Genomic DNA, 22,311 nt, shown 5'->3' on the forward strand with positions numbered 1-22,311 from the left:
CGGCGTTGGTCGCGAAAAGAGCGATGAGGCAGTACTTCTCCCGTTTCTTCGCATTCTACCGGCGCTCGTCGCGGCGCCGGTCATCGGCATCTGTCCCGGTTCGGGCCCTTAGTCGGGGCCCCGGCCGACGCCGCCAATCAACAGGGGGCAGTGCATGTTCGGTAAGCGACTCGTGGTCGACATGATCGACCGCAGTTCGGAGAACCAGACGGATCGGCGCCGATTCCTGCGGGCGGCCGGAGCGGCCGGCCTGGGCGCGGTGGGGGCCGGCGTCGTGGGCGGGAGCGTCCTGGGGGCCGGGCCGGCCCAGGCCAGTGTCCCGGCCACCGACGAGGTCGAGGCGGCGGCCGCTCCCAGTGACGGGGCCGTCCTGAACTTCGCCCTCAACCTGGAGTACCTGGAGGCGGAGTACTACTCGTTCGCCGTGCACGGGCACGGCCTGGCCGACAAGCTCACCAGCGGCAAGGAGCGCCGGGGTGGGGTGATCGGCGGCAAGAAGGTGCCGTTCCGCAGCAAGCGCATCCACCAGTACGCCGCCGAGATCGCCGGGGACGAACTGGCCCACGTGAAGTTCCTGCGCTCGGCCCTGGGCAGCGCGGCTGTGTCGCGGCCGCGGATCGACATCCGCAACAGCTTCACCGCTGCCGCCCGGGCGGCCGGTCTGATCGGGGCCAAGCAGTCGTTCGACCCGTTCGCCAGCGAGGACAACTTCCTCCTGGGCGCCTACTTGTTCGAGGACGTCGGGGTGACCGCCTACAAGGGCGCGGCTCCGCTGATCGACAACAAGACCTACTTGGAGGCGGCCGCGGGCATCCTGGCGGTGGAGGCCTACCACGCCGCCACGATCCGCACCGCCCTGTACGAGAAGGGCATGTTCGACGCGGCGGCGAAGATCTCCAAGGCCCGCGACACCCTCGACGGTGGCAAGGACAAGGACCAGGGGGTGCGCTGGAAGGGCGACGCGAACATCGTGCCGGCCGCGATGAGTGGCATCGCCTTCAGTCGTTCCCCGGGCCAGGTGCTGAACATCGTCTACCTCAACCCGGGGTCGGTGAAGAAGGGCGGCTTCTTCCCCAACGGGGTCCATGGTGCGGTGAACACCAGCGCCTGAAGGTCCGTGCCCGGGGTGCCCGCCGTGACGGGCGCCCCGGGCCACCCGTTCCGCAGCGGCAGGAGAAGCAACGCGTGCAGGTAAATCCCGGGCCCGGGCCCGGTTTCGCCCCGGCCCCACCGAAGGCCCCGGCCCGGCCGGTCGGCCTGGTCACGGTACTCGGGCCGGCCTTCGTGGCCGCGATCGCCTACGTGGACCCGGGCAACTTCGCCACCAACTTCCAGGCCGGGGCCAGCACCGGCTACCAGCTGGTGTGGATCGTGGTGATGGCCAACCTGGTGGCCATGCCGATCCAGTTCCTGTCGGCCAAGCTGGGGGTGGTCACCGGCCGGAGCCTGCCGCAGCTGTGCCGCGAGCGCCTGCCCCGCCCGATGGCCCGCCTGATGTGGGGGCAGGCCGAGGTCGTGGCGATGGCCACCGACCTGGCCGAGTTCATCGGGGCCGCGGTCGGGCTCAAGCTGCTGTTCGACATGCCCTTCCCGATGGCCGCCCTGGTCACCGCGCTCGCCGCGTTCGCGGTGCTGTCGCTGCAGCGGCGCGGGCACCGTCCGTTCGAGGTCGCAGTCACCGCCGCGCTGATCCTGATCGGGGCCGGCTTCGCCTACCTGGCCCTGCGGATCCCGCCGGAACCGGCCGCCCTGGTCCACGGCCTGCAGCCCTCGCTGAGCGGCGACGACACCCTGCTCCTGGCCGTCGGCATCATCGGCGCCACGGTCATGCCGCACGCCATCTACCTGCACTCCGGGCTGACCGGCGGCCGGATCGACGTGCGCGACGTGGACGAGCGGGTCCGGGTGCTGCGCCTGGGCCGGGTCGACATCGTCGTGGCGATGAGCCTGGCCGGGCTGGTCAACCTCACCATGCTGGCGGTCTCGGCCGAACTGTTCCACGGCCACGCCGGTGACCTCACCCTCGAGGGGGTGCACTCCGGCCTGGCCGAGACGGTGGGCGGCGGTGCGGCGCTCGCCTTCGCCGTGGCGCTCCTGGCCTCCGGGGTCTCCTCGGCCGGGGTGGGGACCGCGGCCGGGCAGGTGATCATGGACGGCTTCCTGCGCCGCCGCCTGAGCCTGGTGCTGCGCCGGGCCGTCACCATGGTCCCGGCGGTGGTGGTGCTCTGCTCCGGGGTCGACCCCACCCAGGTGCTCGTCCTGAGCCAGGTGGTGCTCAGCTTCGGCATCCCCCCGGCCCTGATCGCGCTGACCGCGCTGACCGGCAGCCGGGCGGTGATGGGCGAGCACGCCAACACACCGCGGCTGAACGCCCTGATGGTGCTGATCACGCTGGTGCTGACCGGGATGAACGCGGTGGTCGTGGTCCTGCAGTTCACCTGATGAGGCGTGTGCAAGCATCCAGGGATGCAGCGCGCAGGTCTTCGTCTGGCCGGTTTCGTGGCCGTGCTGGTCACCCTGGGCCTGCTCACCACGTTCTTCCTGCCGGTCTCGGCCGACGGGCTCAGGGCCGGGGTGGACCGGTTCGGGGTCTTCGCGCTGCCGGTGTTCATGGCGGTCAGTGCCCTGCTGTCGCTGGTCTTCGTGCCCGGCCCGCTGCTGTCGGCCGCGTCCGGCGCGTTGTTCGGCACCGCCCTGGGGTTCACCTCCGGCCTGGTCACCTCGGTGGTCACGGCGGTGCTGGCCCTGCTCATCGCCCGCCGGGCGGGGGCCCCGGCGGTGGCCGAGCTCAGCAACGAACGGGTGCTGGCCCTGACCGACCTGGCCCGGGAGCACGGCACGCTCGCAGTGGTCCTGCAGCGGCTGATCCCCGGGATCCCGGACACCCCGCTGTCGTACGCGTTCGGCCTGATCGGGTTACGGGCTCACCAGATCGCGCTAGGCACGCTGATCGGCACGGCGCCCAGGGCGTTCGCCTACACGGCGCTCGGGGACGCGGCGGTGTCCGGGAACTCGGGCCTGGCGCTGGTGGCGAGCGGGGTGGGGATCGCCGTGAGTCTGGTCGCGGTGGTGGTCGGCGGCGTCCTGGTGCGCCGAAGGCGCCGGAACGCGCCCGACGACGGGCCGGCTGAGCCGGCCCGTCGGGGTGACGTCTAGCTAGGAACGGCGGATCTTGGCAATCATGGCCTTGTAACTGGCTGCCGCCCGGGGGTTCTGGGTGTCCGAGATGGCGCACCCGCAGTAGCGCGCGCTGTCGTTGAACAGCGAGACGAACCGGATCGAGCCCGGATCGGCGTTCTCGCGCCGCTGCAGCCAGTCGTAGACCACCTCGAAGAACCGCGGGTTGTCGCCGCCGGAGGCCCGGGACCCGGAGTAGACGCTGAACTCACCCACGGCGAACGGCACCCCCTTGGCGCGGGCGAAGTCGTACCAGTAGTCCCAGCCGTACTTCTGGGTGAAGTGCCGGTCGATGCTGGCCTGGCTGGTGTACGGCGACCACCAGTCGTAGGCGTCGAGCGCGATCACGTCGACCTTGCCGTCCACGTAGAGGCTCTCGACCGCGGCGACGGTGCCGTTCTGGGCCCCGCCCTCGTTGGGGTTGAACACGATCTGCAGGCCCGGGGCGGCCGAGCGCAGCAGGTCGACCGCCCGGGAGAACTGCCCGCGCCAGTCCCCGGCGTCGGTGGCGTGCGAGAAGCAGCAGTTCATCTCCCAGCCCAGGCGCACCAGGGCGTCCGGGTCGACGGCGGCGATCTTCGTGCCCAGGTCCTTCCAGTTCTGGTCGCTGCCGGCGTTGCGGTCGTCGGTCCACAGCGGCACCGACAGGATGAAGTCGTCACGCTCGGCCCGGAAGCCGGCCGGCACCGTGGCGGCCCACCAGTCCTGCAGCTGGGCCCGCCAGTTGGTGCGGGTGGTGTAGGCGGCGACGTTGTCGACGGGGGCGCCCCGCCAGGCGGCGAACCGCGTGGCCCGGGTGCTGGAGTGCTCGAAGAAACCGCCGTCGCTCCAGGGCATTCCGGAGGCGTACCGTGACGGGCCGCCCGGTTCCGCAGTGGGAGTCACGGTGGGAGTCACGGTGGGAGTCACGGTGGGGGTCACAGTGGGCGTTGCGGTGGGTTCCTCGGTCGGACCGGCGGTCGGTGTCTCGGTCGGGATCGGGGTGTCCGGGTGGGCCAGGATGTAGTTGCGCACCGTCTGGTTCGCGTCCAGGGCCTGCTGCTGCGTGGGACTGGCCACCGCGCCGCCGTTCTCGGCATCCTCCGCGTAGGCGCCACCGGCTGCCACCCCGGCGGTGATCGCCAGGGCGGCGGCGAGCGCGGCACTGACCGGATGAATGCGTCTCATGGGCTCTCCTGTGGGTCCGTCCGATCCGGCGGATACGGCAAAAGCCGCCGAGGGCAGCGGTTTCTGCCCTCGATGACCCATTCGGAGAACGTTGTGATCAACTCACCTGCACCGGTGACCGCTCCACCCGTACGGGGGACAGGCATCTGGGGGGTATCCGGCAAAACGACAGCAGGACCCGTGACCGGCGGCCACGGATCCTGCTGTTGCGTTCTCGGGGGACTACTTGGTGAGCGGGCCGAGCGTCGGGTCGTCGGCGTAGGCCTCGGCCGCGTTCTCCTTGGTCACGATCACCGGGTCGAGCAGGTACGACGGGATGACCTTGACGCCGTTGTCGTAGGACTCGGTGTCGTTGACCTCGGGCTCGTCGCCGGCCTGCAGCGACTTGACCATGGTGATGGTCTGGGCCACCAGCTTGCGGGTGTCCTTGTTGATCGTGGAGTACTGCTTACCGGCCATGATCGACTTCACCGACTCCACCTCGGAGTCCTGACCGGTCACCACCGGCACCGGCTTGCCGGCCCCCTCGACCGAGGTGAGGATGGCGCGGGCCAGGTTGTCGTTCGGCGACAGCACCCCGTCCAGCTCCTTGTCCCCGGTGTAGGCCGAGTTCAGCAGCGAGTCCATCCGCGACTGGGCGTTCTCGGCCTCCCAGCCCTGGGTGGCGGTCTGCTTGATGTCGGTCTGCTTCGAGCCCACCACCACGTCACCGGACTCGATGGCCGGCTGCAGGATGCTCATCGCGCCGTCGAAGAACACCTTGGAGTTGTTGTCGTCCGGCGAACCGGAGAACAGCTCGATCGTGTACGGGCCGTTCGGCTTCTTGGCCTTCATCCCGTCCAGCAGCGCCTGGCCCTGCAGCTCGCCCACCTTGAAGTTGTCGAAGGCGACGTAGTAGTCCAGGTCGGGGGTGTTGGCGATCAGCCGGTCGTAGGCGATCACCGTGGCCCCGGACTGCTTGGCCTGGGCCACCTGGGTGGACAGCTGCTTGGCGTCGGTGGCCCCGATGACGATCACCTTGGCGCCCTTGGTGACCATCGCGTTGATCTGCTGCTGCTGGTCGGCCACGGTGGTGGAGGCCCCGGCGTACTGCACGTCGGCCTGGAAACCGGCCTCCTTCAGGCCGTTCGTGAACAGGTCGCCGGCCAGCACCCAGTTCTCCGAGGTCTTGGCCGGCAGCGCCACGCCGACCAGCGAGTCGGCGGCGAAGCCCGCCTCGGCCTCGCCCGTGCTGCCGCCACCGCCGGAGCCGGAGTCGCCCTCGTCGTCGCGCTCGGAACCGCACGCGGTCAGGACCAGAAGTGCTGCGGCGCCGAGGACGACGCCCTTGGTGAGGAGATTACGCATGCTGGATCGGCCCTCCATTGGGTTGGTGAACAGCATCGTTCGGTGATTCGCGGGCAGGTGAATCAACTTGCCGGGGTGGTCGTGCGGTCCTGGTGGCCGCCGTCGGCCAGCGAGACCAGGCCCGGGTCCGGGGGATCGGACCGGAAGGGGCGGGTCAGCGCTTCGATCACCGAGAAGCGGCCCTGGTTCTTGTTGTAGACGTCGAGGGCGACGGCGGCCAGCAGGAACAGGCCCTTGATGATCTGCACCATGTCCGAGCCGGTGCCGATCAGCTGCAGGCCGTTGCTCAGCACCGCCATCACCAGACCACCGACGATGGCCCCGCTGATCGTGCCGAGACCGCCGGAGACCGCGGCGCCGCCGATGAAAACGGCTGCGATGGCGTCCAGTTCCCAGCTCAGGCCGTCCTGCGGGCCGGAGGCCGTGGAGCGGGCCACGTAGATCATGCCGGCCAGCGCGGCGAGCACCGACATGTTCATCATGACCATGAAGTTGACCCGCCGGAGCTTGACCCCGGACAGCTCGGCGGCCCGGGCGTTGCCGCCGACCGCGTAGATGTAGCGGCCGCCCGCGGTGTTCCGGGTGTAGAACGAGTAGGCCACGGCCAGCACGAGCAGGATGATCCCGGAGATCGGGAAGCTGGTGCCGACCCGGCCGCCGGCGAAGCGCAGGGTCACGTAGACCACCAGGGCCAGCAGCACGGCGATCCGCACACCGGTGATCCACAGCGGGGCGGGGGTGGCCCCCTCCATCTGCCGGCGCACCTGGCGGGCCCGCAGTTCCCGCACCACCACGGCCACGCAGATCACCAGGCCGAGGATCAGCGTCGGGTTGTTGTACCCGGTGTCCGGTCCCACCTCGGGCAGGTACCCGGCCCCGATGTCGCGGAAACCCTCGGGCACCGGCACGGTGTCGGCGTTGCCGATGTACTGGTTGCCGCCGCGGAACAGCAGCATGCCGGCCAGCGTGACGATGAAGGCGGGCACCCCGATGTAGGCCACCCAGAAGCCCTGCCAGGCACCGATCGCCGCCCCGACGATCAGCCCGAGCAGGATGCCCAGCGGCCAGGGCAGGTCGTTCTCGGCCATCTGCTTGGCCACCACGATGCCGGTGAACGCGGCCACCGAGCCGACCGAGAGGTCGATGTGCCCGGCCACGATCACCATCAGCATGCCGATGCTCAGGATCGAGATGTAGGCGTACCCCTGGATCAGCGACATCAGGTTGCCCGAGGTGAGCAGCAGCCCGTCGGTGCGGATCTGGAAGAACAGGATGATCGCCACCAGGGTGAAGATCATCCCGAACTGGCGGGCGTTCGAGGTGCCGCCGCCGAAGAGGAAGCGCTGCAGGTCTCTCACGTAGTTCATCGGGTCGGCATCCTCTTCGTCGAGGTCATCTTCTTCATCAGCGTCTCCGGATCGGCCTCGCCCCGGCGGGTCTCACCGGTGATCTGCCCCTCGGCCACGGTGTAGATCCGGTCGCACAGGCCGATCAGCTCGGGCAGTTCCGACGAGATCACGATCACGCCGCGGCCCTGGGCGGCGAGGGACTGGATGATCCCGTAGATCTCGTACTTGGCCCCGACGTCGATGCCCCGGGTGGGCTCGTCCAGGATCAGCAGGTCCGGGTCGGTGAACATCCACTTGGCCAGCACCACCTTCTGCTGGTTGCCGCCGGAGAGTTTCACCACCCCCTCGTCCACCGTGGGGGTCTTGATCCGCAGGCTCTTGCGGTAGCTCTCGGCCTCGCGGTACTGCGCGGCCTTGTCCAGCACGCCGCGGTGGGTGATCTTGCCGAGTTTGGCGGCCACCACCGAGGTCTTGATGTCGTCGAGCAGGTTCAGCCCGATCGCCTTGCGGTCCTCGCTGACGTAGGCCAGGCCGTGCCGGATCGCGTCGGCCACCGACTTCAGCTCGACCTCCCGGCCGTCCTTGAAGATCCGGCCGTGCAGGTAGACCCCGTACGAGCGGCCGAACAGGCTCATCGCCAGCTCGGTGCGCCCGGCCCCCATCAGGCCGGCGAAACCCACGATCTCGCCGCGCCGTACGGTGAAGCTCGAGCCCTTGCAGACCAGCCGCTCGGTCGAGATCGGATGGCGCACGGTCCAGTCGCGCACCTCGAAGAACACGTCCTGGATCTGGGGAGTGTGCGGTGGGAAGCGGCTGTTCAGCTCCCGCCCGACCATGCCGCGCACGATCCGGTCCTCGTCGGCGCCGGAGGCGGCGACGTCCAGGGTCTCGATCGTGCGGCCGTCGCGCAGGATCGTGATCGAGTCGGCGACCGCCTCGATCTCGTTCAGCTTGTGCGAGATCATGATCGAGGTGATGCCCCGCTCGCGGAAACCGCGCAGCAGGTCGAGCAGGTGCCGGGAGTCGGTCTCGTTCAGGGCGGCCGTCGGCTCGTCGAGGATCAGCAGCTGCACGTCCTTGGCGAACGCCTTGGCGATCTCCACCAGCTGCTGCTTGCCCACCCCGATGTCCTTGACCAGGGTGTCCGGGTCGTCCCGGAGCCCGACCATCTCCATCAGCTGCAAGGCCCTGTGGTTGGCGCTCTTCCAGTCGATCCGGCCGAACCGCCGCGGCTCGTTGCCGAGGAAGATGTTCTCGGTGATCGACATGCCCGGCACCAGGGCCAGCTCCTGGTGGATGATCACGATGCCGGCCCGCTCGCTGGCCCGGATGTCGGCGAACCGGGTCTCCTCGCCGCGGTAGACGATCGAACCCTGGTACGAGCCGTAGGGGTAGACACCGCTGAGAACCTTCATCAGCGTGGACTTTCCGGCGCCGTTCTCGCCGCAGATCGCGTGGATCTCGCCGGGGCGCACGACGAGGTTCACGTCCGCGAGGGCCTTGACCCCCGGAAACTCCTTGGTGATCGAGCGCATCTCCAGGAGTGGCCCAGCGGCATCCATGCATCCTCCAAAGGTGCTGCCGCGAAAACTTTTCGGTTTCCACGGCCTGGTGTGACCGTTCCCCGCACCGCATCGTCCGTTGCTCGACGAACGCTAAATTCAATTGTTTTACTAAGTCAACGGCGTCCCGCGACTGTGTCGACGAACGGTGAGGGAAGGGGGTTGACTGTGCGCCAGAGGGGAACCAACCTCCCGAAGGTCGGCCAGTACAACCGGGCCGTGGTGCTGGACAAGATCCAGTTCTCGGACGGGGTCAGCCGGGTGGAGATCGCGGAACTGACCGGGTTGACGCCGCAGACGGTCTCCGGCATTGTTCGCCGTCTGATCGCCGAAGGCATCGTGCGGGAAGACGGTGTCGGCCTGTCCAACGGCGGCAAGCCGCGAATGCGCTTGCGGGTCAACGCTTCTTCCGGGCGGGCCGTCGGCGTGCACTTCGACCCGGCCGAACTGTCCTGTGTGGTGGTCGATCTCATGGGTCACCCGCTGGGCAGCCTGCGCCGACCGACGCCGCCCGACGCCGATCCTGCGAGTATCGCTGCGGCCGTGGCCGATCTGGTGGACAAGGTGCTGGCCGGTGCGGGCGTACCCCGGGAAGACGTGCTAGGTCTCGGTTTTGTAACGCCCGGTCCGATCGCCCACGAGGACGGGCTGCTGATCAGCCCGCCGCAGCTCTCCGACTGGAATCGGGTGCCCCTGAAACGGCTCGTCGCGGAGGCCACCGGATTACCGGTCACCCTCGACAACGACGCGACCGCGGCCGCGATCGGCGAACGCTGGGCCGGGGCCGGCCGAGGCGTGGCCAACGTGGCCTTCTTCTTCGTCGGCACCGGGGTCGGCGGCGGGCTCATCCTCAACCACCAGGTGCACCGCGGGGGCTCGATGAACGCGGCCGAGTTCGGCCACACCTCGGTGTATCCCGACGGCCCGGCCTGCTACTGCGGGAACCGGGGCTGCCTGGAGGCGCTGATCAGCCCCAAGGCGATCACGGCCGACGTGCGGCGCCGGCTCGAGGCCGGCCAGGGCCGGGGGTCGGCGCTACGGCAGCTGCCCGTGCTGGAACACGAGGCGATCTACCGCGCCGCCGCCCAGGGCGACGAGTTCGCCGGGCAGATCGTCGCGATCGCCGCCGAGCACCTGGCCACGGTGGTGGTCAACGTGGTGAACATCGTCGACGTCGACCTGGTGGTGCTGGGCGGGCACGGCCTGCGCCATGTGGAGGAGCGGTTCCGCAGCACCGTGGAACAGGCGCTGCAGACCCGCCCGATGGCCCGGCGCATCCGCACCGCCCGGGTCGAACTCTCGCCCCTGGCCCGCGACGCGGTCGCGATCGGCGGAGCGGCCCTGGTGCTCTACGCCACCTACTCGCCCCAGGTGTCCGACCTGCTCTCGTTGTGAAGCCTCAGCGGCGACGGGCCACTGACAGGGAGACCACGAACTGGCCGCCGCCGGAGTCCACCGCCGCACTGACCGGCAGGTCGGGCGCGAGGCGGGAGAACCGGTCTTCCAGCCACTGCGCGGTCTCGGTGGCGTCCTTCTTGTCCGGGCAGCGGGCCACCACCTCACGTCCGCCCTTACGGTGCAGGCGCTCGGCCACCGCCAGCAGCGGCGCCGGATCGGCGATCATCGGGCCGGTCGGCCAGGGGATGACCGGCGTGACCGCACCCTTCTTGGTGTTGCAGGCCCGGTGGGCCAGCCGCTCCGCCCCGGCGAAGTCGTTACCCACCTTGGCCCTCGGCTTGTTGGTCCGGGCGTCGACACTGGGACCACGATCGTCGTTCACCGATGCTTCGGGATCAACCGGCTCGTCGCAGACCCAGCATCGCCAACCATCGTGCTCACCGACGTCTTCAAGCTGACTCATGGAGGTACACGCTAGCCAACGGGTGCATGTGCGGGGCTGGGAACGGCCGGTGGGGGAGACCGCAGGTGGGTGGAGAAAAGGATTTGCGGTCGGAACGGCCGGTCGCCTTCGCTGAGCCGATGCGCGGACGACGGGTGTTCGGGACGCTGCTCGGCGCGGTTCTGGTTCTGGGGATCGCGGATTCGCTGTCACAGCCCTACCTGGCGCTGTTCGCGGCGGTCGAGGCCGGGATGCAGCCGTTCCAGGTGGGGGTGCTGGCCTCGGCGACCGGGCTGGGCGGGATCGTGATCAGCACCTGGCTCGGGCACCGCTTCGACCGGGCGCCCACCCGCTTCTACATCGTGCTGGCCTGCCTGGGCGGAGCGGCCGGCTACGCCCTGCTCACCGTCACCCGCGGGTTCTGGCCGCTGCTCCTGCTGTCGCTGACCCTGCTGGGGGTCGTGGCGGTCGCCTTCCCCCAGCTGTTCGCCCTCGCCCGGCAGGTCATGGGCGACTCCGAAGGCGCGCGCTGGGCGGCGCCGGTGCTGCGGTCGGGCTGGTCACTGGCCTGGGCCCTGGGACCGCTGCTGGGGGCGCTGATCCTGGCCCGCTACAGCTTTTCCGGGCTCTTCTGGGCCAGCGCCGCGGTACTGCTGGGGGCCGCGCTGATGGTTCTGGTGGTGCCGATGAAAGTCGGCCCGGGGCAGGTGACGGCCACCGAAGCGGTGGCCCGCGTACCGCTGCCGCGCGCCCCGATCGTGCTGCTCACGCTCGGCGTGGCGCTGTTCTTCACCTCGATGATCGCCGGTTCGCTGGTGCTGCCCTTCTACGTCACCGACGAACTGGACCTGCCCGCCTCCCGCATGGGCCTGCTGTTCAGCGCCTGCGCCGCGGTGGAGGTGGTGGTGGCCCTGGGGCTGGCGCTGATTCCGCCCGACTGGGGCCGGGCCTGGCTGGTTCCCGGTGGAATGCTGCTGATGACCGGTTATTTCGCGATCACCATGCTGTCCCAGGATCTGACCGGGCTGTTACTCGGCCAGATAGCGCGCGGGGCAGCGATTGCCGTGGTGGGCGCCGCCGGAATCGTCTATTTCCAGGACGTGATGGCCCCGGCGGTCGGGCGGGCCACCACTCTGTTCTCCAACGCCACCACCGCCGGCGTCCTCGGCGCGGGGCTGTTGGCCGGCTCGTGGCTGGAGGTCTTCAGCTACCGCTGGTCTCTGGCCCTGTGCGGTGCCACCGCCCTGCTCGGGGCGGTGGCGTTCGCCTGGGGCGGCAGGCAGCTCTCGAACCAGACTGAGGACGAGGGGACCCGGCCCGTGGAGCCGGGTCCCCTCGTCCTGTGATCGGGTTCTGGTCAGGCCTGGACGAACTGCAGCAGGGCCTTGTTCACCTCGTCCGCGTGGGTCCAGAGCAGGCCGTGCGGCGCGCCCTCGAGCTCCACGTACGTGGCCTCGGGCACCGCCGCAGCGAACCGGCGGCCGGTGACGTCGACCGGCAGGATGCGGTCACCCGTACCGTGCAGGATGAAGGTGGGAAGCCCCGCCTCCTTCACCGCCTGGACATCGGCGCGGAAGTCCTCCAGCCAGGCCGGGACCACCGCGTAGGCGGCCACCGGGGCGCTGCGGGTGGCGGTGTTCCAGCTGGCCCGCACCACCTCCTCGGAGATCTTCGTACCGAGGTTCTCGTCCAGGTTGTAGAAGTCGTTGTAGAACTGCGTGAACCAGGCGAACCGGTCACTACGCGCGGCCTGCGCGATACCGTCGAAGTTCTCCCCCGGCACACCCTCGGGGTTGTCGTCGGTCTGCAGCAGGAACGGCTCCAGCGAGGCCAGGAACGCCAGCTTGGCCACCCGCCCGGCACCGTAGCGCGACACGTAACGGGCCAGCTCACCCGTGCCCATCGAGAACCCGACCAGGATCACGTCGTTCAGGTCCAGCTCGGTCAGCAACGTGTTCAGGTCCGCCGCGAACGTGTCGTAGTCATAGCCACCCGCCACCTTCGACGACGCACCGAAACCACGCCGGTCATAGGTGATCACCCGATAACCCGCACCCAGCAGCGCCGCGGTCTGCTTCTCCCAGCTGTCACCGTCCAGCGGATACCCGTGGATCAGCACCACTGGCTGACCCTCGCCCTGGTCCTCGTAGTGCAGTTCGATATCGGTCGAGTTCTGCTTACCGACCTTGATCGCGCCCATTGTGGTGTCCTTCCTGGATCCGGCTGGTTTCCGTGAGACGGAGGCAGGTAGCGCAGGGCCGGGCCCAGCTATTCCCCACTACAGCTTCGGGCAGAGTTGTCGAGATTTTGGGGCATGGGGATGCTCGGCTGGGTCGGCTGGATGCCGAAGGGGTCGCCGGTGACGGACGAGTCCTGGCACGCCCGCCACCGGATCGTGCGCCTGACCCTCTGGGTCAGCGTCCCCGTCCTGCTGATCACCGGTCTGCGCGGGCCCCGGCCGCTGACCGAGACCCTGGTCATCACCGGGCTGGTGGCCCTCGTCGGCCTGTCCGCCCGGCTGGTGCGCTCGCGGGAGCTGAAGGCCGAGCTCGCCAGTGTGGCGGTGATCGGAGCCTCGTTCGCCGGGGTGGAACTGTCCGGCGGGCAGATCCACGCCCACCTGTTCATCCTGTCGGCGGTGGCCGTGGTGGCGCTCTACCAGCGCTGGGGGCCCCTGCTCGGCACGATCGCCGCGGTCGGGGTGCACCACTTCGTCTTCAGCCTGCTCGCCCCCGAGCGCGTGTTCAACCTCTCGATGGGCGGTATGCACGGGGTCGGCGGCCAGCACATCCCGACCGGCCTGCTGCTGGTCATGGTGCTCACCCACGTTGTGGCGATCGCCGTGGAGGTGTTCGCGATCCTGGCCTTCTGGCGGTTCAACGAACAGCTCAGCGACCGGCTGCAGGACACCGTGGACCAGCTGCGCCTGCGCGAGGAGGAACTGCACTACCAGGCCACCCACGACTCGCTGACCGGTCTGCCCAACCGGGCCCGGTTCGGCGACGAGGTGATGGACCAGCTGCAGCAGGGCCGGCCGTTCGCCGTGCTGATGCTCGACCTGGACGACTTCAAGCCGGTGAACGACCGGCACGGCCACCACGCCGGCGACCAGCTGCTGATCGCTGTGGCCGAGCGGCTGATCGGCTGCCTGGGCGGCTCGGACCTGCCGGCCCGCCTGGGCGGCGACGAGTTCGCCGTGCTGGTGCGGGAGCGGACCGACCTGCACAGCATCCAGCACGTCGCCGACCGGATCATCGCCGCCATCCACGAGCCCTTCCACCTGCAGGAGGGCGACGTCGCGGTGAGCGTCAGCATGAGCATCGGCATCGCCCAGGCCGACGAGACGCTGACCGCCGCCGACGTGCTGCGCCGCGCCGACTCGGCGATGTACCTGGCCAAGCGGGCCGGGAAGGGGCAGTGGGTGCTGCGTGACGGCGAGCAGCCGCCCGTCGAGGTGCACCCCACCCGCCCCTGAGGTGCCCGTCACACCCGATCAGAGCACGGATGTGGCGCGGGCCACGGGGGAGGGCCGCCCCAACGGGTGAGGTCGGTCTCTCTCGCGTGCACAGGTACCCCCGGGCGGGGCATGGTCGCTTCAGAGGTCGGGAATCCGGACGACGAGGGTGACGTTCAGTACCGATGAGGAGTTGCCGTCACGGCGTTCGTGACACCGGGCCCACCTGGGCCAGGGTCGAAGCGAGCGCCCGAACGAAAGAGGTACCCCGCGTGACCGCCATCGCCCCCGAACTGCAGGCCCCCTCGACGTCCGCCTTCGACGCCGTCCCGGCCCTGACGGCGGCCGACCGCTGCGATGCGACCACCACCACCGTGCGGGAGGGCTCCGGCAGCCCGAACCCGCGCGTGGCCTGCGGCGCCCAGGCGTACGTGACCGCCCTGTTCCCCAGCGGCCGCACCCTGATCTTCTGCGCCCACCACGGTCACAGCCTCGAGGCCAGCCTGGTCCAGCAGGGCGCCGTGATCCGCGACGACTCCGGCGTGCTGCAGCAGAACACCAAGCCGGGCGCCTCCGCCTGAGCCCATCTGATCAGCCTCTCTGCGGCTTCCCGTCACGGACGGGGAGCCGCAGGCTCGTTTTGGCGGGGCAGGGCTGCCTCGAGCCGGGCCAGCCGCTTCCGGGCCTGGCGGGGTGAGAGGGCGACGAAGCCGGTGAGCCAGAGCAGCATGGCCGTCATCACCAGGAACCAGGGCGACCAGGCGAACGCGGTCACGGCGAAGCCGATCGCCAGGGCCAGCATGACGGTCAGCGAGACAGCGATCAGGAACCAGTGGCGCCGGGCGGTCTCGAGCCGTTGCGCGCACAGGTCCCGAGCCGCCCGCACCAGCCGGGGGTCTGCTGGCACCGGGCCTTTGACGCTGGCCCGCCGTGCCTGCTCGAGCTCGTCGGGGTCGAGCCCGGTGAGCTCGGCCTCGCGCCGATTGCGGCGGGCGATGAGCGGAACTCCCACCAGGCCGGGGCCGATCCCGGTGACGAACCCGGACACGGCGTTAGACACGACCCCACCGTTCAGGTCGAAGCCGAGCACCAGCACAGCCACGCGCACCGAGGCCCCGAACAGGCCGGTGAACACACCCGCGCCGATCGCCAGCAGCCAGACGGGCAGATTCAGCAGTTTGCTCCGCATCTGCGGATCTTGACCCAACCCGGGTGGGACGGCCAGCGGAGAAAATCGGTGGCACGGGGGAGTGGTGCGGTGTGATGCTGATGCCGCGCCAGAACGGTTCTGCGGAAACCCGGTTCGCAGACCACCCGTCCGGAGAGGAGCCGCAGGATGTTCACTCAGACCCTGTTGTGGCGACTTCTCCGTGCGCATCCGGGAGGCCCCTCGCGACCCTGAGCAGGTTCAGGTGTCTTTGAGGGCGCCGCTTCCCGGAACACCCGGGAGGCGGCGTTCTGCGTTGTCTCCCAGAGGGACTTGGCTCAGCTGGTAGAGCGCCGGTCTCCAAAACCGGATGTCGGGGGTTCGAGTCCCTCAGTCCCTGCGCAAGCAGCTAACAGCACGCCCGTGTAGCCCAACTGGCAGAGGCGCCGCACTCAGAATGCGGAGGTTGAAGGTTCGACTCCTTCCACGGGCACTGGCCGGCGGCCGATAGCGTCTCTTCCGTCGAAGATCGCCGAGCCGGTAAGGACGCATTGATGCGCACTCTGATCAGCACCGCTTTCGTCTCGCTCGACGGGGTCGTCGAAGGACCGGGCGGGGAGCCCGGTTACCGGAACTCGGGGTGGACGTTCAAGAACGTCGACTTCGTGCCCGAGGCCTACGAGATCAAGGGCCGGGAGCAGACCGAGGCCGGGGCCATGCTGCTGGGCCGGGTGAGCTACCAGGCCTTCGCCCCGGTCTGGCCGGCGATGGAGGACTTCGCCATCTACAAGGAACTGCCCAAGTACGTCGTCTCCACCACCCTCGGCGAGGACGACCTGGTCGAGGGCTGGGGCGAGACCACGATCCTGCGCTCGGTGCCGGAGGTCGCGGCCCTGAAGGAGACCGAGGGCGGGCCGATCATCGTGCACGGCAGCGCCACGCTCAACCAGGCGCTCTCCGACGCCGGCCTGATCGACCGCTACCACCTGCTGGTCTTCCCGCTGCTGCTGGGCGCGGGCAAGCGGCTGTTCAGCCAGAGCGACAAGGACGTGCAGAAGCTGCAGCTGGTGGAGCACGAGACCTACTCCAACGGCGTGCAGAAGAACGTGTTCGACGTGGTGCGCTAGCTAGCAGTCCTCGGCGGCGTACAGGTCGCAGTCGAGCTCGGCGCCCGTCCCGGTGCTGCTCGTGTCCTCCAGCAGGCCACTGTCGCTGACCTGGTCGAACAGGGCGGCCGCGCCGAGGAAGAACAGCAACAGGGTCAGGACCCAGATGACCACGGTGCCCAGGATCAGGCCGACCACGACGGCCCCCACGGTCTGCCAGAACGACAACGGTTCACGGGTGCGGCGCTGCATCGGACGGCCGTGCTGGGGCTGGGGGTGGTGGGGCTGGTCCTGCTGCCAGTTGTTCGGGTAGCTCACTTCGCTCCTCGGGGGATCGCCAGGGTCACTGGGACGAAGTGTGCTACCCGGAGGTAAGCAGGCGCAGGCGTTTGCGTGATCGCCGGGGCCCACGTCGGTTCGGGTGAACCGCCGGGCCGCCGGTGGTACCCCGTCTCAAGTCGTCCTGACCCATCGTCGATGACACCGCACGATGACTGGGATGAGTGATTCTCCGCAGGCCGACCACGTGGAACGCCGTTCGCGGCTGCGTGGCCGGTGGGTCGCTCAGCTGGCGGTGCTGGGGGCCCTGGTGGCCGCCGTCACCGTCCTGCAGCAGCGGCTCGCCGGATACCCGTGGCACCGGCTCTCCGAGGACCTGGGCGCGATCGGGCCCGGGCCCCTGGCCCTGGCCGTGCTCGCGACTGCCGCCTCGTACTCGATCATGGTGTCGTACGACGCGCTGGCCCTGAACTACGTCGAGCACGCGATGCCGTTGCGGCGCTACGCCGCGGCCTCGTTCGTGGCCACCGCCTTCGGCAACACCCTGGGGGCCTCGGCCCTGGTCGGGGCCGCGCTGCGGGCCCGGGTGTACTCCGCCTGGGGGTTGCCCGCCTTCGCGATCACCCGGGTCACCGGGTTCAACCTGGTCACCCTCAGCCTGGGCAGTTCGGTGCTGATCGCGGTGGGCCTGATCTGGTCGCCCGACGCGGTGCTGGCCTGGCTGCCGTTCGGCCGGGTGGTCTCCGCGTTGCTGGCCGCGGCCCTGCTCGGCGGGGTGGTCGCCTACCTGGCCTGGTGCGGCCGGGGCCGGCAGCCGGTGATGGTGAAGAACTGGCGGATCGACCGGCCGACCCGGACGATGGCCACCACCCAGCTCGCCGTCTCGGTGGTCGAGTGGCTGACCATGGCGGCAGTGCTCTACGTGCTGCTGCCTGAGGGGCACGGGCTCGGGTTCGCCGCCTTCTCCGTACTTTTCGTGCTGGCCACCACCCTGGGCCTGATCAGCAACGTGCCCGGCGGGCTCGGGGTGGTCGAGGCCGTGCTGGTGGTGGCGCTGGCCGACAACACCCCCGAGACCGGCCTGGTCACCGCGCTGATCGCCTATCGCCTGGTCTACTACCTGGTGCCGCTGGGCGTGGCGGCGGTGGTGCTGGCCGTGCTGGAGGCCCGGCGCAGCCCCGACCGGGCGACCGCGCTCGCCCGGGTCGCCGACATCCTCACCCCCTCGTTCATGGCGTTGCTGCTGATCGTGCTGGGCGCCCTGATGATCATCACCGGCCAGGTACCGGGCGGGCCCGGAACCATCATCAGTTCCTTCACCACCAGCCTGGCCGGGGTGGGGGTGCTGGTCCTGGCCCGCGGCCTGCACCGCCGGCTGCGCGGGGCCTGGGCCCTGACCGTGGTCGCTCTGCTGGTCTTCGCGGCCACCCACGCCACCCTGCTCGCCGTCTTCGCAGTCGCCCTGGCCGTGCTGCTGGTGCTGGCCCGGCCCGCGTTCCGGCGCAGCACCTCGATCCTGGCCGACCCGCGCGGCTGGGCCTGGCCGATGGCGGTCACCGGGATCGCGGTGGCGCTGGTCTGGTGGCACAACGACCGGCTGGCCGAGGCCAACGGCGACCGGCCGCTGGCCGCCACCGTCACCGGTGACGGGTCCGGGGCCGCCCGGCTGGTGCTGCTGCTGTTCGTGGTGGCCCTGATCTTCGCCGGGATCCGGTTGCAGCGGCCCACGGCCGGCCCGCCCACCGCCACCGAGGACGACCTGGAGCGGGCCGTCCCGGTGATGGCCCGGGCCAGTCACGGCAACGCCAGCCTGATCTGGACCGGCGACAAGCGGGTGCTGTTCTCGGCCGAGGGCAACGCCCTGCTGATGTACCGGGTGGCCGGCCGCAGCTGGGTGGTGATGGGCGACCCGGTGGGCGAGGAGTCCGAGTTCGACGAGCTGATCTGGAAGTTCCTGGACCTGTGCAACAGCCGCACCGGGCGGCCGGTGTTCTACTGCGTGCGCGAGGACCTGGCCGACCTGTACCGCGAGCACGGCCTGCTGCTGAACAAGCTCGGCGAGGAGGCGATGATCCCGCTCGGCGACTTCAGCATGACCGGTTCCAAGCGGGCCAAGCTGCGCAGCGAGTGCCGGGCGAGTACCAAGGCCGGGGTCACCATCGAGGTGCTCCAGGGGGAGGCGCTGCAGGCGGTGATGCCGCAGCTGCGCGAGGTTTCGGACCTCTGGCTGACCAAGCACAACACCAAGGAGAAGTCCTTCTCGCTGGGTGCCTTCGAGGAGGAGTACATCGCCCGGTTCCCGGTCGCGGTGGCCCGGATCGAGGACGAGGTGGTGGCCTTCGCCTCGCTGTGGGCCAGCGGCGCCCGGCACGAGGTCAAGGTCGACCTGATGCGCCGGCGTCAGGAGGCGCCCCGCACGGTGATGACCCACCTGTTCGTGGAGTCGATGAACTGGTCGAAGGAGAACGGCTACGAGACGTTCAACATCGGCATGGCCCCGCTGTACGGGCTGAACATCGACGGCACGGGCTCGTTCTGGGAGCGGATGGGCAGTCTGCTGTGGACCCACGGCGAGCACTTCTACAACTTCCAGGGCCTGCGTCAGTTCAAGGAGCGGTTCTCCCCGGTGTGGGAAACCCGTTACGTGGCATCGTTCGGCGGGCCCGCCCTGCCGGTGATCATGATCGACGTGGCGATCCTGGTGGCCGGCGGGCTGCGCGGCATGGTGCCGCACCTGCACCGGATCCCCAGCGGGATCCCCTCGCCCTCACGCCAGAAGCAGCCGGTGGCGGTCGGCGCCGGAGGATCGACCGACGAGGCGGTGGCCGCAGTTCCGGCCCCGCGTGAAGGGAACGCGGCGGATGCCGAGAGTGGGAACACTGCCAAGAGTGGACGTCCGGGGTGACCTTTCGGTCGATCAGCAGGGGACGATCGTGGTGAGGGACGGGATCGGCAGGCTCACCCCGGCCCTCGCGAAAGTACTTTTCGGACGGCACGGGTTCGTGATCCAGCGACCGGTGTACCCCGACCGTGCCGAGACGTTCCCGCTGGCCGTGATGCGGACCGGCCCGCCCAGTGATCTGCCGGTGCTGTTCATCCCCGGTGGCCCGGGCATGGGGTCGGTGCTGCCCTACGTGGGTCTGCGCGCCACCGCCACCCAGCACGGCCTCGACGCCATCATGGTCGAGCACCGCGGAGTCGGCCTGTCCCGCAGAGACAATCGCGGCCGCGACTTACCCCTCGACGCCGTCACTCTGGAGGCTGCCGCCGACGACCTGGCCGCCGTCGTCCAGGAATGTGGCGTGAAGTCGGTTGTGGCGTACGGAAGTTCCTACGGCAGTCACCAGGCCCAGGTATTCGCCGCCCGCCATCCGGAACTGGTGGCGGCGATGGTGCTGGACTCGCCCCTGCTCTCGGTCGAGGACGATCTGGCCATGGTGCGCGCGCACCGGCGCCGTCTGCTGTGGGACGGGGACGATCCCGCCCTGATCGCCGTGGCCTCCGCCGTGCAGGACCTGGCCGCCACCGGGATCTCGATGGCCGAGCTCAGTCATGCCGTAGAGGTGGTCTATGAGTTCGCCGGGCCGCAGGTGCTGCTGCGCCTGCTGCGTGCGCGGCGGGCGGGGCGGCAGAAACAGCTCTGGCGCCAGGTGAGCCGACTGGGAGTGCGCCAGCTCGAGGGCCGGGGCGTGTCCGGTGTGATGGAGCCCGATCTGGTGGCCGGGATCGCCTACGGGCAGCTCGGTTTCGGTCTGCCGGTCGACGGTGAGCCGCTCGACCCCCAGTTGCACTTCGCCGAAGCAGCCGTGCGTCAGCCTGCCTTTCACGGGCAGCCGCTCGACCTGCCCACCCAACTGGCCGCTTTCAATCGTCCATTGGTGGTGGTCTCCGGGGATCGCGACCTGCGCACGCCCCGCCCGATCGCCGAGCGGGCAGTGAGCCTGGCCCCCGACGCCGTACTGGTGCCGCTGGTCAACATGGGCCACAGTGCGCTGGACGCGCATCAGTCGGCGGCCGTGCACATCGCGCACGCCCTGACCGTTGGTGCCGCCCACGGATTGCCGGCCGAAGCCGGCCGACTGTCGGGGTTGCGGCGCCGGGGGGCCTCGCACTGGCTCGGACACGCCCTGAACGTGGCCACCCGGCTGCCTTGACCAGCGTCAGTCGCGCTCCGGCTCGGCCGGTTCGGGGCGGTCCGTACGGGTGGCCCGAAGTGCCCAGAGCACCAGAAGCGGCTGGAAGAGCAGGCGTACTGCGCGCTTGGTGTCGGTGTCCAGGCCGAAGCCGTCGCGGCCCTCGGTGAACTGGGCGATGTTGCCCGGGAAGACGGCCACGAAGAAGGCGGCGGCGATCTTGCCGACGGTGGCCCGGCTGGGCTGGCGCCAGGTGGCCAGCAGGGCGGCGCCCAGGCCGATCTCGACGGCGCCCGAGGCCAGCACCACGGCATCGGCGTCGGCCGGGAACCAGCTCGGCACCTGCGCCTGGAACTCGTCCCTGGCGAAGGTCAGGTGCGAGATGCCCGCGTAGGTGAGTGCGCCTCCCAGCGCCACCTGCGCGGCTGTCTTTCCCCAGGCTCGCCTGCCCATGCGTCCTCCTCGGCCGGTGACCGGTCCACGCACGAATTGGCCGGACCGAACGTTCTGTGTCAGCTAGTTGACCAGGCAATCTCAACCGGCGCAAATGGTGACCCCGGTAGCCCCCTGACCAGCGCCGGACCGGTGAACCCGGGGGTGATCTTCCGGTCGGGAACGGCTGTTCCGGTCAGAAGCGGGCTCCGGGGAGCGCATACTGAGGTGTGAATTCTCGCCCTTCGCCAGCGCGACGTGTCCTGGCCGGCAGTCCGTTCGCACCGCCCACCCGGGTGCCTACCGCCTCCGAGCGCCTGGAGGACGGTGATCGCATCACGCACGACCGCTACGGTCTGGGCACGGTGGTGCGCATCATTGACGACCATGAGGTCGTCTGCAACTTCAAGCACGACCTGGAGGGCACCTCCCGGGTCGTCTCCCACCTGAAGCTGACCAAGCTGTAGTTCGTGGTGGTGGCCCGCTGCACGCCCCACCGTGGGCGTTCAGCGGGCCCGGACCACACCCAGCACCACCAGGAGGGGCCAGAGCGCCTGGGCCGCCGCGGCGGCCCGCTCGGCCAGACCCAGGGCACCTCCAGCCCACCCGAGGGTCAGGCCGAACCAGCTCACCAGGGCCAGCAGCACCGCTGTGGCGATCCGGGAAGCGACCGGTCGCAGCAGGGTGGCCGAATCCGGCCGGCTGCTGAACCAGGGCCACAGGGCCAGCGCAGCGAAGGCGGCTGTCGCGGCCGAGGTGTGCGCCGCCGAAGACCCGCCGCCCGCCGGCAGGGGGAAGGCCGCCACCAGCATCGTCGCCACGCCCCCGGCGCCGAGCAGCAGTCGTCCGGCCCGGGCGGCCTCGCTCAGGCAGTAGGCCGTGACGCAGTGCGCCACCCCCACCCCGATCAGGGCCAGCGTCATGATCCCGCGGTCCGTCGCCCCGAGCGCGGCCAGGTCGCTGATCGTGTCGTGCAGCGGATCGAAGCCCGGCGGCTGCCGCGACTCGGCCAGCAGCCAGCCGCCGATCAGCAGGACGGGCGCCGCGGCGGCGGAGACGACGGCGGGGGATCTCACCTGGCCACGGTAACGCTCACCCAACCAGGTGGCAGAGTGTGACTTGATGCTGTCGCCTTGCGTCCGAACGCGGATTCCTGAATCCTGTCTGTAGTCCGAAGGGGAGTACCCGACCTCACTTCGCCTCGTCGTCATTACGGGCCCGGCCTATCCGGGCCCCGGCGGGCAGCCACCGTTCACGGTGGCCCGGGGAGACCTTCATCCAGCAGAGCCAGCCCGTGCGTACGGGTTCGGCTGGACGA

The 22,311-nt window shown here is 69.9% G+C and carries 21 protein-coding genes and 2 tRNA genes; 13 read left to right on the plus strand and 10 right to left on the minus strand.

Annotated elements, in window-relative coordinates; genetic code table 11:
- The first annotated feature begins 154 nt into the window (after positions 1 to 154).
- From LWF15_RS20485 to LWF15_RS20495, 3 genes are all read left to right on the plus strand, one after another.
- Positions 155 to 1,111: a ferritin-like domain-containing protein gene (locus LWF15_RS20485; protein ID WP_232812483.1), complete on the plus strand. Its 957-nt coding sequence runs from the start codon at positions 155 to 157 to the stop codon at positions 1,109 to 1,111.
- Positions 1,112 to 1,185: 74 nt separating this feature from the next.
- Positions 1,186 to 2,442 (plus strand): Nramp family divalent metal transporter, encoded by a 1,257-nt coding sequence (locus LWF15_RS20490; protein ID WP_232812484.1) that lies wholly within the window; start codon positions 1,186 to 1,188, stop codon positions 2,440 to 2,442.
- Between the two features lie 24 nt (positions 2,443 to 2,466).
- On the plus strand, positions 2,467 to 3,156 hold the full coding sequence (locus LWF15_RS20495; protein ID WP_232812485.1) for a TVP38/TMEM64 family protein: 690 nt from the start codon (positions 2,467 to 2,469) through the stop codon (positions 3,154 to 3,156).
- On the opposite strand, the gene LWF15_RS20500 is transcribed toward LWF15_RS20495, so the two are convergent.
- The 4 genes from LWF15_RS20500 to mmsA all read right to left on the minus strand — a co-directional run bounded on the left by LWF15_RS20500 (position 3,157) and on the right by mmsA (position 8,602).
- A complete protein-coding gene (locus tag LWF15_RS20500) occupies positions 3,157 to 4,344 on the minus strand; it encodes a glycoside hydrolase family 26 protein (protein WP_232812486.1) in 1,188 nt (395 codons plus the stop codon). It lies immediately after the preceding gene.
- A gap of 222 nt (positions 4,345 to 4,566) precedes the next feature.
- On the minus strand, positions 4,567 to 5,691 hold the full coding sequence (locus LWF15_RS20505) for a substrate-binding domain-containing protein (RefSeq protein WP_232812487.1): 1,125 nt from the start codon (positions 5,689 to 5,691) through the stop codon (positions 4,567 to 4,569).
- A 62-nt stretch (positions 5,692 to 5,753) separates the two neighbouring features.
- The gene (mmsB, locus tag LWF15_RS20510) at positions 5,754 to 7,058 is read right to left on the minus strand and encodes a multiple monosaccharide ABC transporter permease (protein ID WP_232812488.1); all 1,305 of its coding nucleotides are present in this window, start codon (positions 7,056 to 7,058) and stop codon (positions 5,754 to 5,756) included.
- On the minus strand, positions 7,055 to 8,602 hold the full coding sequence (gene mmsA / locus LWF15_RS20515; RefSeq protein ID WP_232812489.1) for a multiple monosaccharide ABC transporter ATP-binding protein: 1,548 nt from the start codon (positions 8,600 to 8,602) through the stop codon (positions 7,055 to 7,057). The genes mmsB and mmsA overlap by 4 nt, the downstream gene beginning before the upstream one ends.
- Positions 8,603 to 8,770: 168 nt before the next feature.
- Here mmsA and LWF15_RS20520 point away from each other — a divergent pair, with 168 nt between their 5' ends.
- Entirely contained in the window at positions 8,771 to 9,997 is a 1,227-nt protein-coding gene (locus LWF15_RS20520) for an ROK family transcriptional regulator (protein WP_232812490.1), read from the plus strand.
- A 4-nt stretch (positions 9,998 to 10,001) separates the two neighbouring features.
- On the opposite strand, the gene LWF15_RS20525 is transcribed toward LWF15_RS20520, so the two are convergent.
- Positions 10,002 to 10,463 (minus strand): hypothetical protein, encoded by a 462-nt coding sequence (locus LWF15_RS20525; RefSeq protein WP_232812491.1) that lies wholly within the window; start codon positions 10,461 to 10,463, stop codon positions 10,002 to 10,004.
- 119 nt (positions 10,464 to 10,582) lie between these two features.
- On the opposite strand from LWF15_RS20525, the gene LWF15_RS20530 reads away from it, so the two are divergent.
- Positions 10,583 to 11,788: an MFS transporter gene (locus tag LWF15_RS20530; RefSeq protein ID WP_232812492.1), complete on the plus strand. Its 1,206-nt coding sequence runs from the start codon at positions 10,583 to 10,585 to the stop codon at positions 11,786 to 11,788.
- A gap of 11 nt (positions 11,789 to 11,799) precedes the next feature.
- On the opposite strand, the gene LWF15_RS20535 is transcribed toward LWF15_RS20530, so the two are convergent.
- Entirely contained in the window at positions 11,800 to 12,642 is an 843-nt protein-coding gene (locus LWF15_RS20535) for an alpha/beta fold hydrolase (protein WP_232812493.1), read from the minus strand.
- 159 nt (positions 12,643 to 12,801) lie between these two features.
- On the opposite strand from LWF15_RS20535, the gene LWF15_RS37685 reads away from it, so the two are divergent.
- Together LWF15_RS37685 and LWF15_RS20545 are read left to right on the plus strand one after the other, a co-directional pair.
- Positions 12,802 to 13,917, plus strand: coding sequence for a GGDEF domain-containing protein (locus LWF15_RS37685; protein WP_232812494.1), 1,116 nt, complete (start codon positions 12,802 to 12,804; stop codon positions 13,915 to 13,917).
- Between the two features lie 251 nt (positions 13,918 to 14,168).
- Positions 14,169 to 14,477, plus strand: coding sequence for a DUF7455 domain-containing protein (locus tag LWF15_RS20545; RefSeq protein WP_232812495.1), 309 nt, complete (start codon positions 14,169 to 14,171; stop codon positions 14,475 to 14,477).
- A 32-nt stretch (positions 14,478 to 14,509) separates the two neighbouring features.
- Here the strand turns inward: LWF15_RS20545 and LWF15_RS20550 are convergent, their stop codons facing one another.
- Entirely contained in the window at positions 14,510 to 15,085 is a 576-nt protein-coding gene (locus LWF15_RS20550) for a hypothetical protein (RefSeq protein ID WP_232812496.1), read from the minus strand.
- Positions 15,086 to 15,370: 285 nt separating this feature from the next.
- Between LWF15_RS20550 and LWF15_RS20555 the strand changes: the two genes are divergently transcribed.
- The 3 genes from LWF15_RS20555 (at position 15,371) to LWF15_RS20565 (ending at position 16,170) form a co-directional block, all read left to right on the plus strand.
- Positions 15,371 to 15,443, plus strand: a tRNA-Trp gene (locus LWF15_RS20555).
- A gap of 19 nt (positions 15,444 to 15,462) precedes the next feature.
- Positions 15,463 to 15,536: transfer RNA gene (locus LWF15_RS20560), tRNA-Leu, on the plus strand.
- A gap of 61 nt (positions 15,537 to 15,597) precedes the next feature.
- Positions 15,598 to 16,170, plus strand: coding sequence for a dihydrofolate reductase family protein (locus LWF15_RS20565; protein ID WP_232812497.1), 573 nt, complete (start codon positions 15,598 to 15,600; stop codon positions 16,168 to 16,170).
- Here LWF15_RS20565 and LWF15_RS20570 read toward each other — a convergent pair whose 3' ends face one another.
- Positions 16,171 to 16,467: a hypothetical protein gene (locus LWF15_RS20570; protein ID WP_232812498.1), complete on the minus strand. Its 297-nt coding sequence runs from the start codon at positions 16,465 to 16,467 to the stop codon at positions 16,171 to 16,173. It abuts the gene before it with no gap.
- Positions 16,468 to 16,648: 181 nt separating this feature from the next.
- On the opposite strand from LWF15_RS20570, the gene mprF reads away from it, so the two are divergent.
- Both mprF and LWF15_RS20580 read left to right on the plus strand, forming a co-directional pair.
- The gene (mprF, locus tag LWF15_RS20575; RefSeq protein WP_232812499.1) at positions 16,649 to 19,333 is read left to right on the plus strand and encodes a bifunctional lysylphosphatidylglycerol flippase/synthetase MprF; all 2,685 of its coding nucleotides are present in this window, start codon (positions 16,649 to 16,651) and stop codon (positions 19,331 to 19,333) included.
- The gene (locus tag LWF15_RS20580) at positions 19,317 to 20,582 is read left to right on the plus strand and encodes an alpha/beta fold hydrolase (protein WP_232812500.1); all 1,266 of its coding nucleotides are present in this window, start codon (positions 19,317 to 19,319) and stop codon (positions 20,580 to 20,582) included. The genes mprF and LWF15_RS20580 overlap by 17 nt, the downstream gene beginning before the upstream one ends.
- Positions 20,583 to 20,588: 6 nt before the next feature.
- On the opposite strand, the gene LWF15_RS20585 is transcribed toward LWF15_RS20580, so the two are convergent.
- Positions 20,589 to 21,014 carry a DoxX family protein gene (locus LWF15_RS20585; RefSeq protein ID WP_232812501.1) on the minus strand — a complete coding sequence of 142 codons (426 nt, stop codon included), beginning with the start codon at positions 21,012 to 21,014 and terminating at the stop codon, positions 20,589 to 20,591.
- A 275-nt stretch (positions 21,015 to 21,289) separates the two neighbouring features.
- Between LWF15_RS20585 and LWF15_RS20590 the strand changes: the two genes are divergently transcribed.
- Positions 21,290 to 21,460 carry a hypothetical protein gene (locus tag LWF15_RS20590; RefSeq protein WP_232812502.1) on the plus strand — a complete coding sequence of 57 codons (171 nt, stop codon included), beginning with the start codon at positions 21,290 to 21,292 and terminating at the stop codon, positions 21,458 to 21,460.
- Between the two features lie 39 nt (positions 21,461 to 21,499).
- Here the strand turns inward: LWF15_RS20590 and LWF15_RS20595 are convergent, their stop codons facing one another.
- A complete protein-coding gene (locus LWF15_RS20595; protein WP_232812503.1) occupies positions 21,500 to 22,069 on the minus strand; it encodes a DUF998 domain-containing protein in 570 nt (189 codons plus the stop codon).
- Between the last annotated feature and the right edge of the window lie 242 nt (positions 22,070 to 22,311).

The organism is Kineosporia rhizophila, from assembly GCF_021277265.1.
In the GTDB taxonomy this organism is placed as follows: Bacteria; Actinomycetota; Actinomycetes; order Actinomycetales; family Kineosporiaceae; genus Kineosporia; species Kineosporia rhizophila.

Coding starts and splice junctions, on each gene's coding strand:
- LWF15_RS20485 (WP_232812483.1), top strand. CDS start 155: ATGTTCGGTAAGCGACTCGTGGTCGACATGATCGACCGCAGTTCGGAG.
- LWF15_RS20495 (WP_232812485.1), top strand. CDS start 2,467: ATGCAGCGCGCAGGTCTTCGTCTGGCCGGTTTCGTGGCCGTGCTGGTC.
- LWF15_RS20500 (WP_232812486.1), bottom strand. CDS start 4,344: ATGAGACGCATTCATCCGGTCAGTGCCGCGCTCGCCGCCGCCCTGGCG.
- LWF15_RS20505 (WP_232812487.1), bottom strand. CDS start 5,691: ATGCGTAATCTCCTCACCAAGGGCGTCGTCCTCGGCGCCGCAGCACTT.
- mmsB (WP_232812488.1), bottom strand. CDS start 7,058: ATGAACTACGTGAGAGACCTGCAGCGCTTCCTCTTCGGCGGCGGCACC.
- mmsA (WP_232812489.1), bottom strand. CDS start 8,602: ATGGATGCCGCTGGGCCACTCCTGGAGATGCGCTCGATCACCAAGGAG.
- LWF15_RS20525 (WP_232812491.1), bottom strand. CDS start 10,463: ATGAGTCAGCTTGAAGACGTCGGTGAGCACGATGGTTGGCGATGCTGG.
- LWF15_RS20530 (WP_232812492.1), top strand. CDS start 10,583: ATGCGCGGACGACGGGTGTTCGGGACGCTGCTCGGCGCGGTTCTGGTT.
- LWF15_RS20535 (WP_232812493.1), bottom strand. CDS start 12,642: ATGGGCGCGATCAAGGTCGGTAAGCAGAACTCGACCGATATCGAACTG.
- LWF15_RS20550 (WP_232812496.1), bottom strand. CDS start 15,085: ATGCGGAGCAAACTGCTGAATCTGCCCGTCTGGCTGCTGGCGATCGGC.
- LWF15_RS20565 (WP_232812497.1), top strand. CDS start 15,598: ATGCGCACTCTGATCAGCACCGCTTTCGTCTCGCTCGACGGGGTCGTC.
- mprF (WP_232812499.1), top strand. CDS start 16,649: ATGAGTGATTCTCCGCAGGCCGACCACGTGGAACGCCGTTCGCGGCTG.
- LWF15_RS20585 (WP_232812501.1), bottom strand. CDS start 21,014: ATGGGCAGGCGAGCCTGGGGAAAGACAGCCGCGCAGGTGGCGCTGGGA.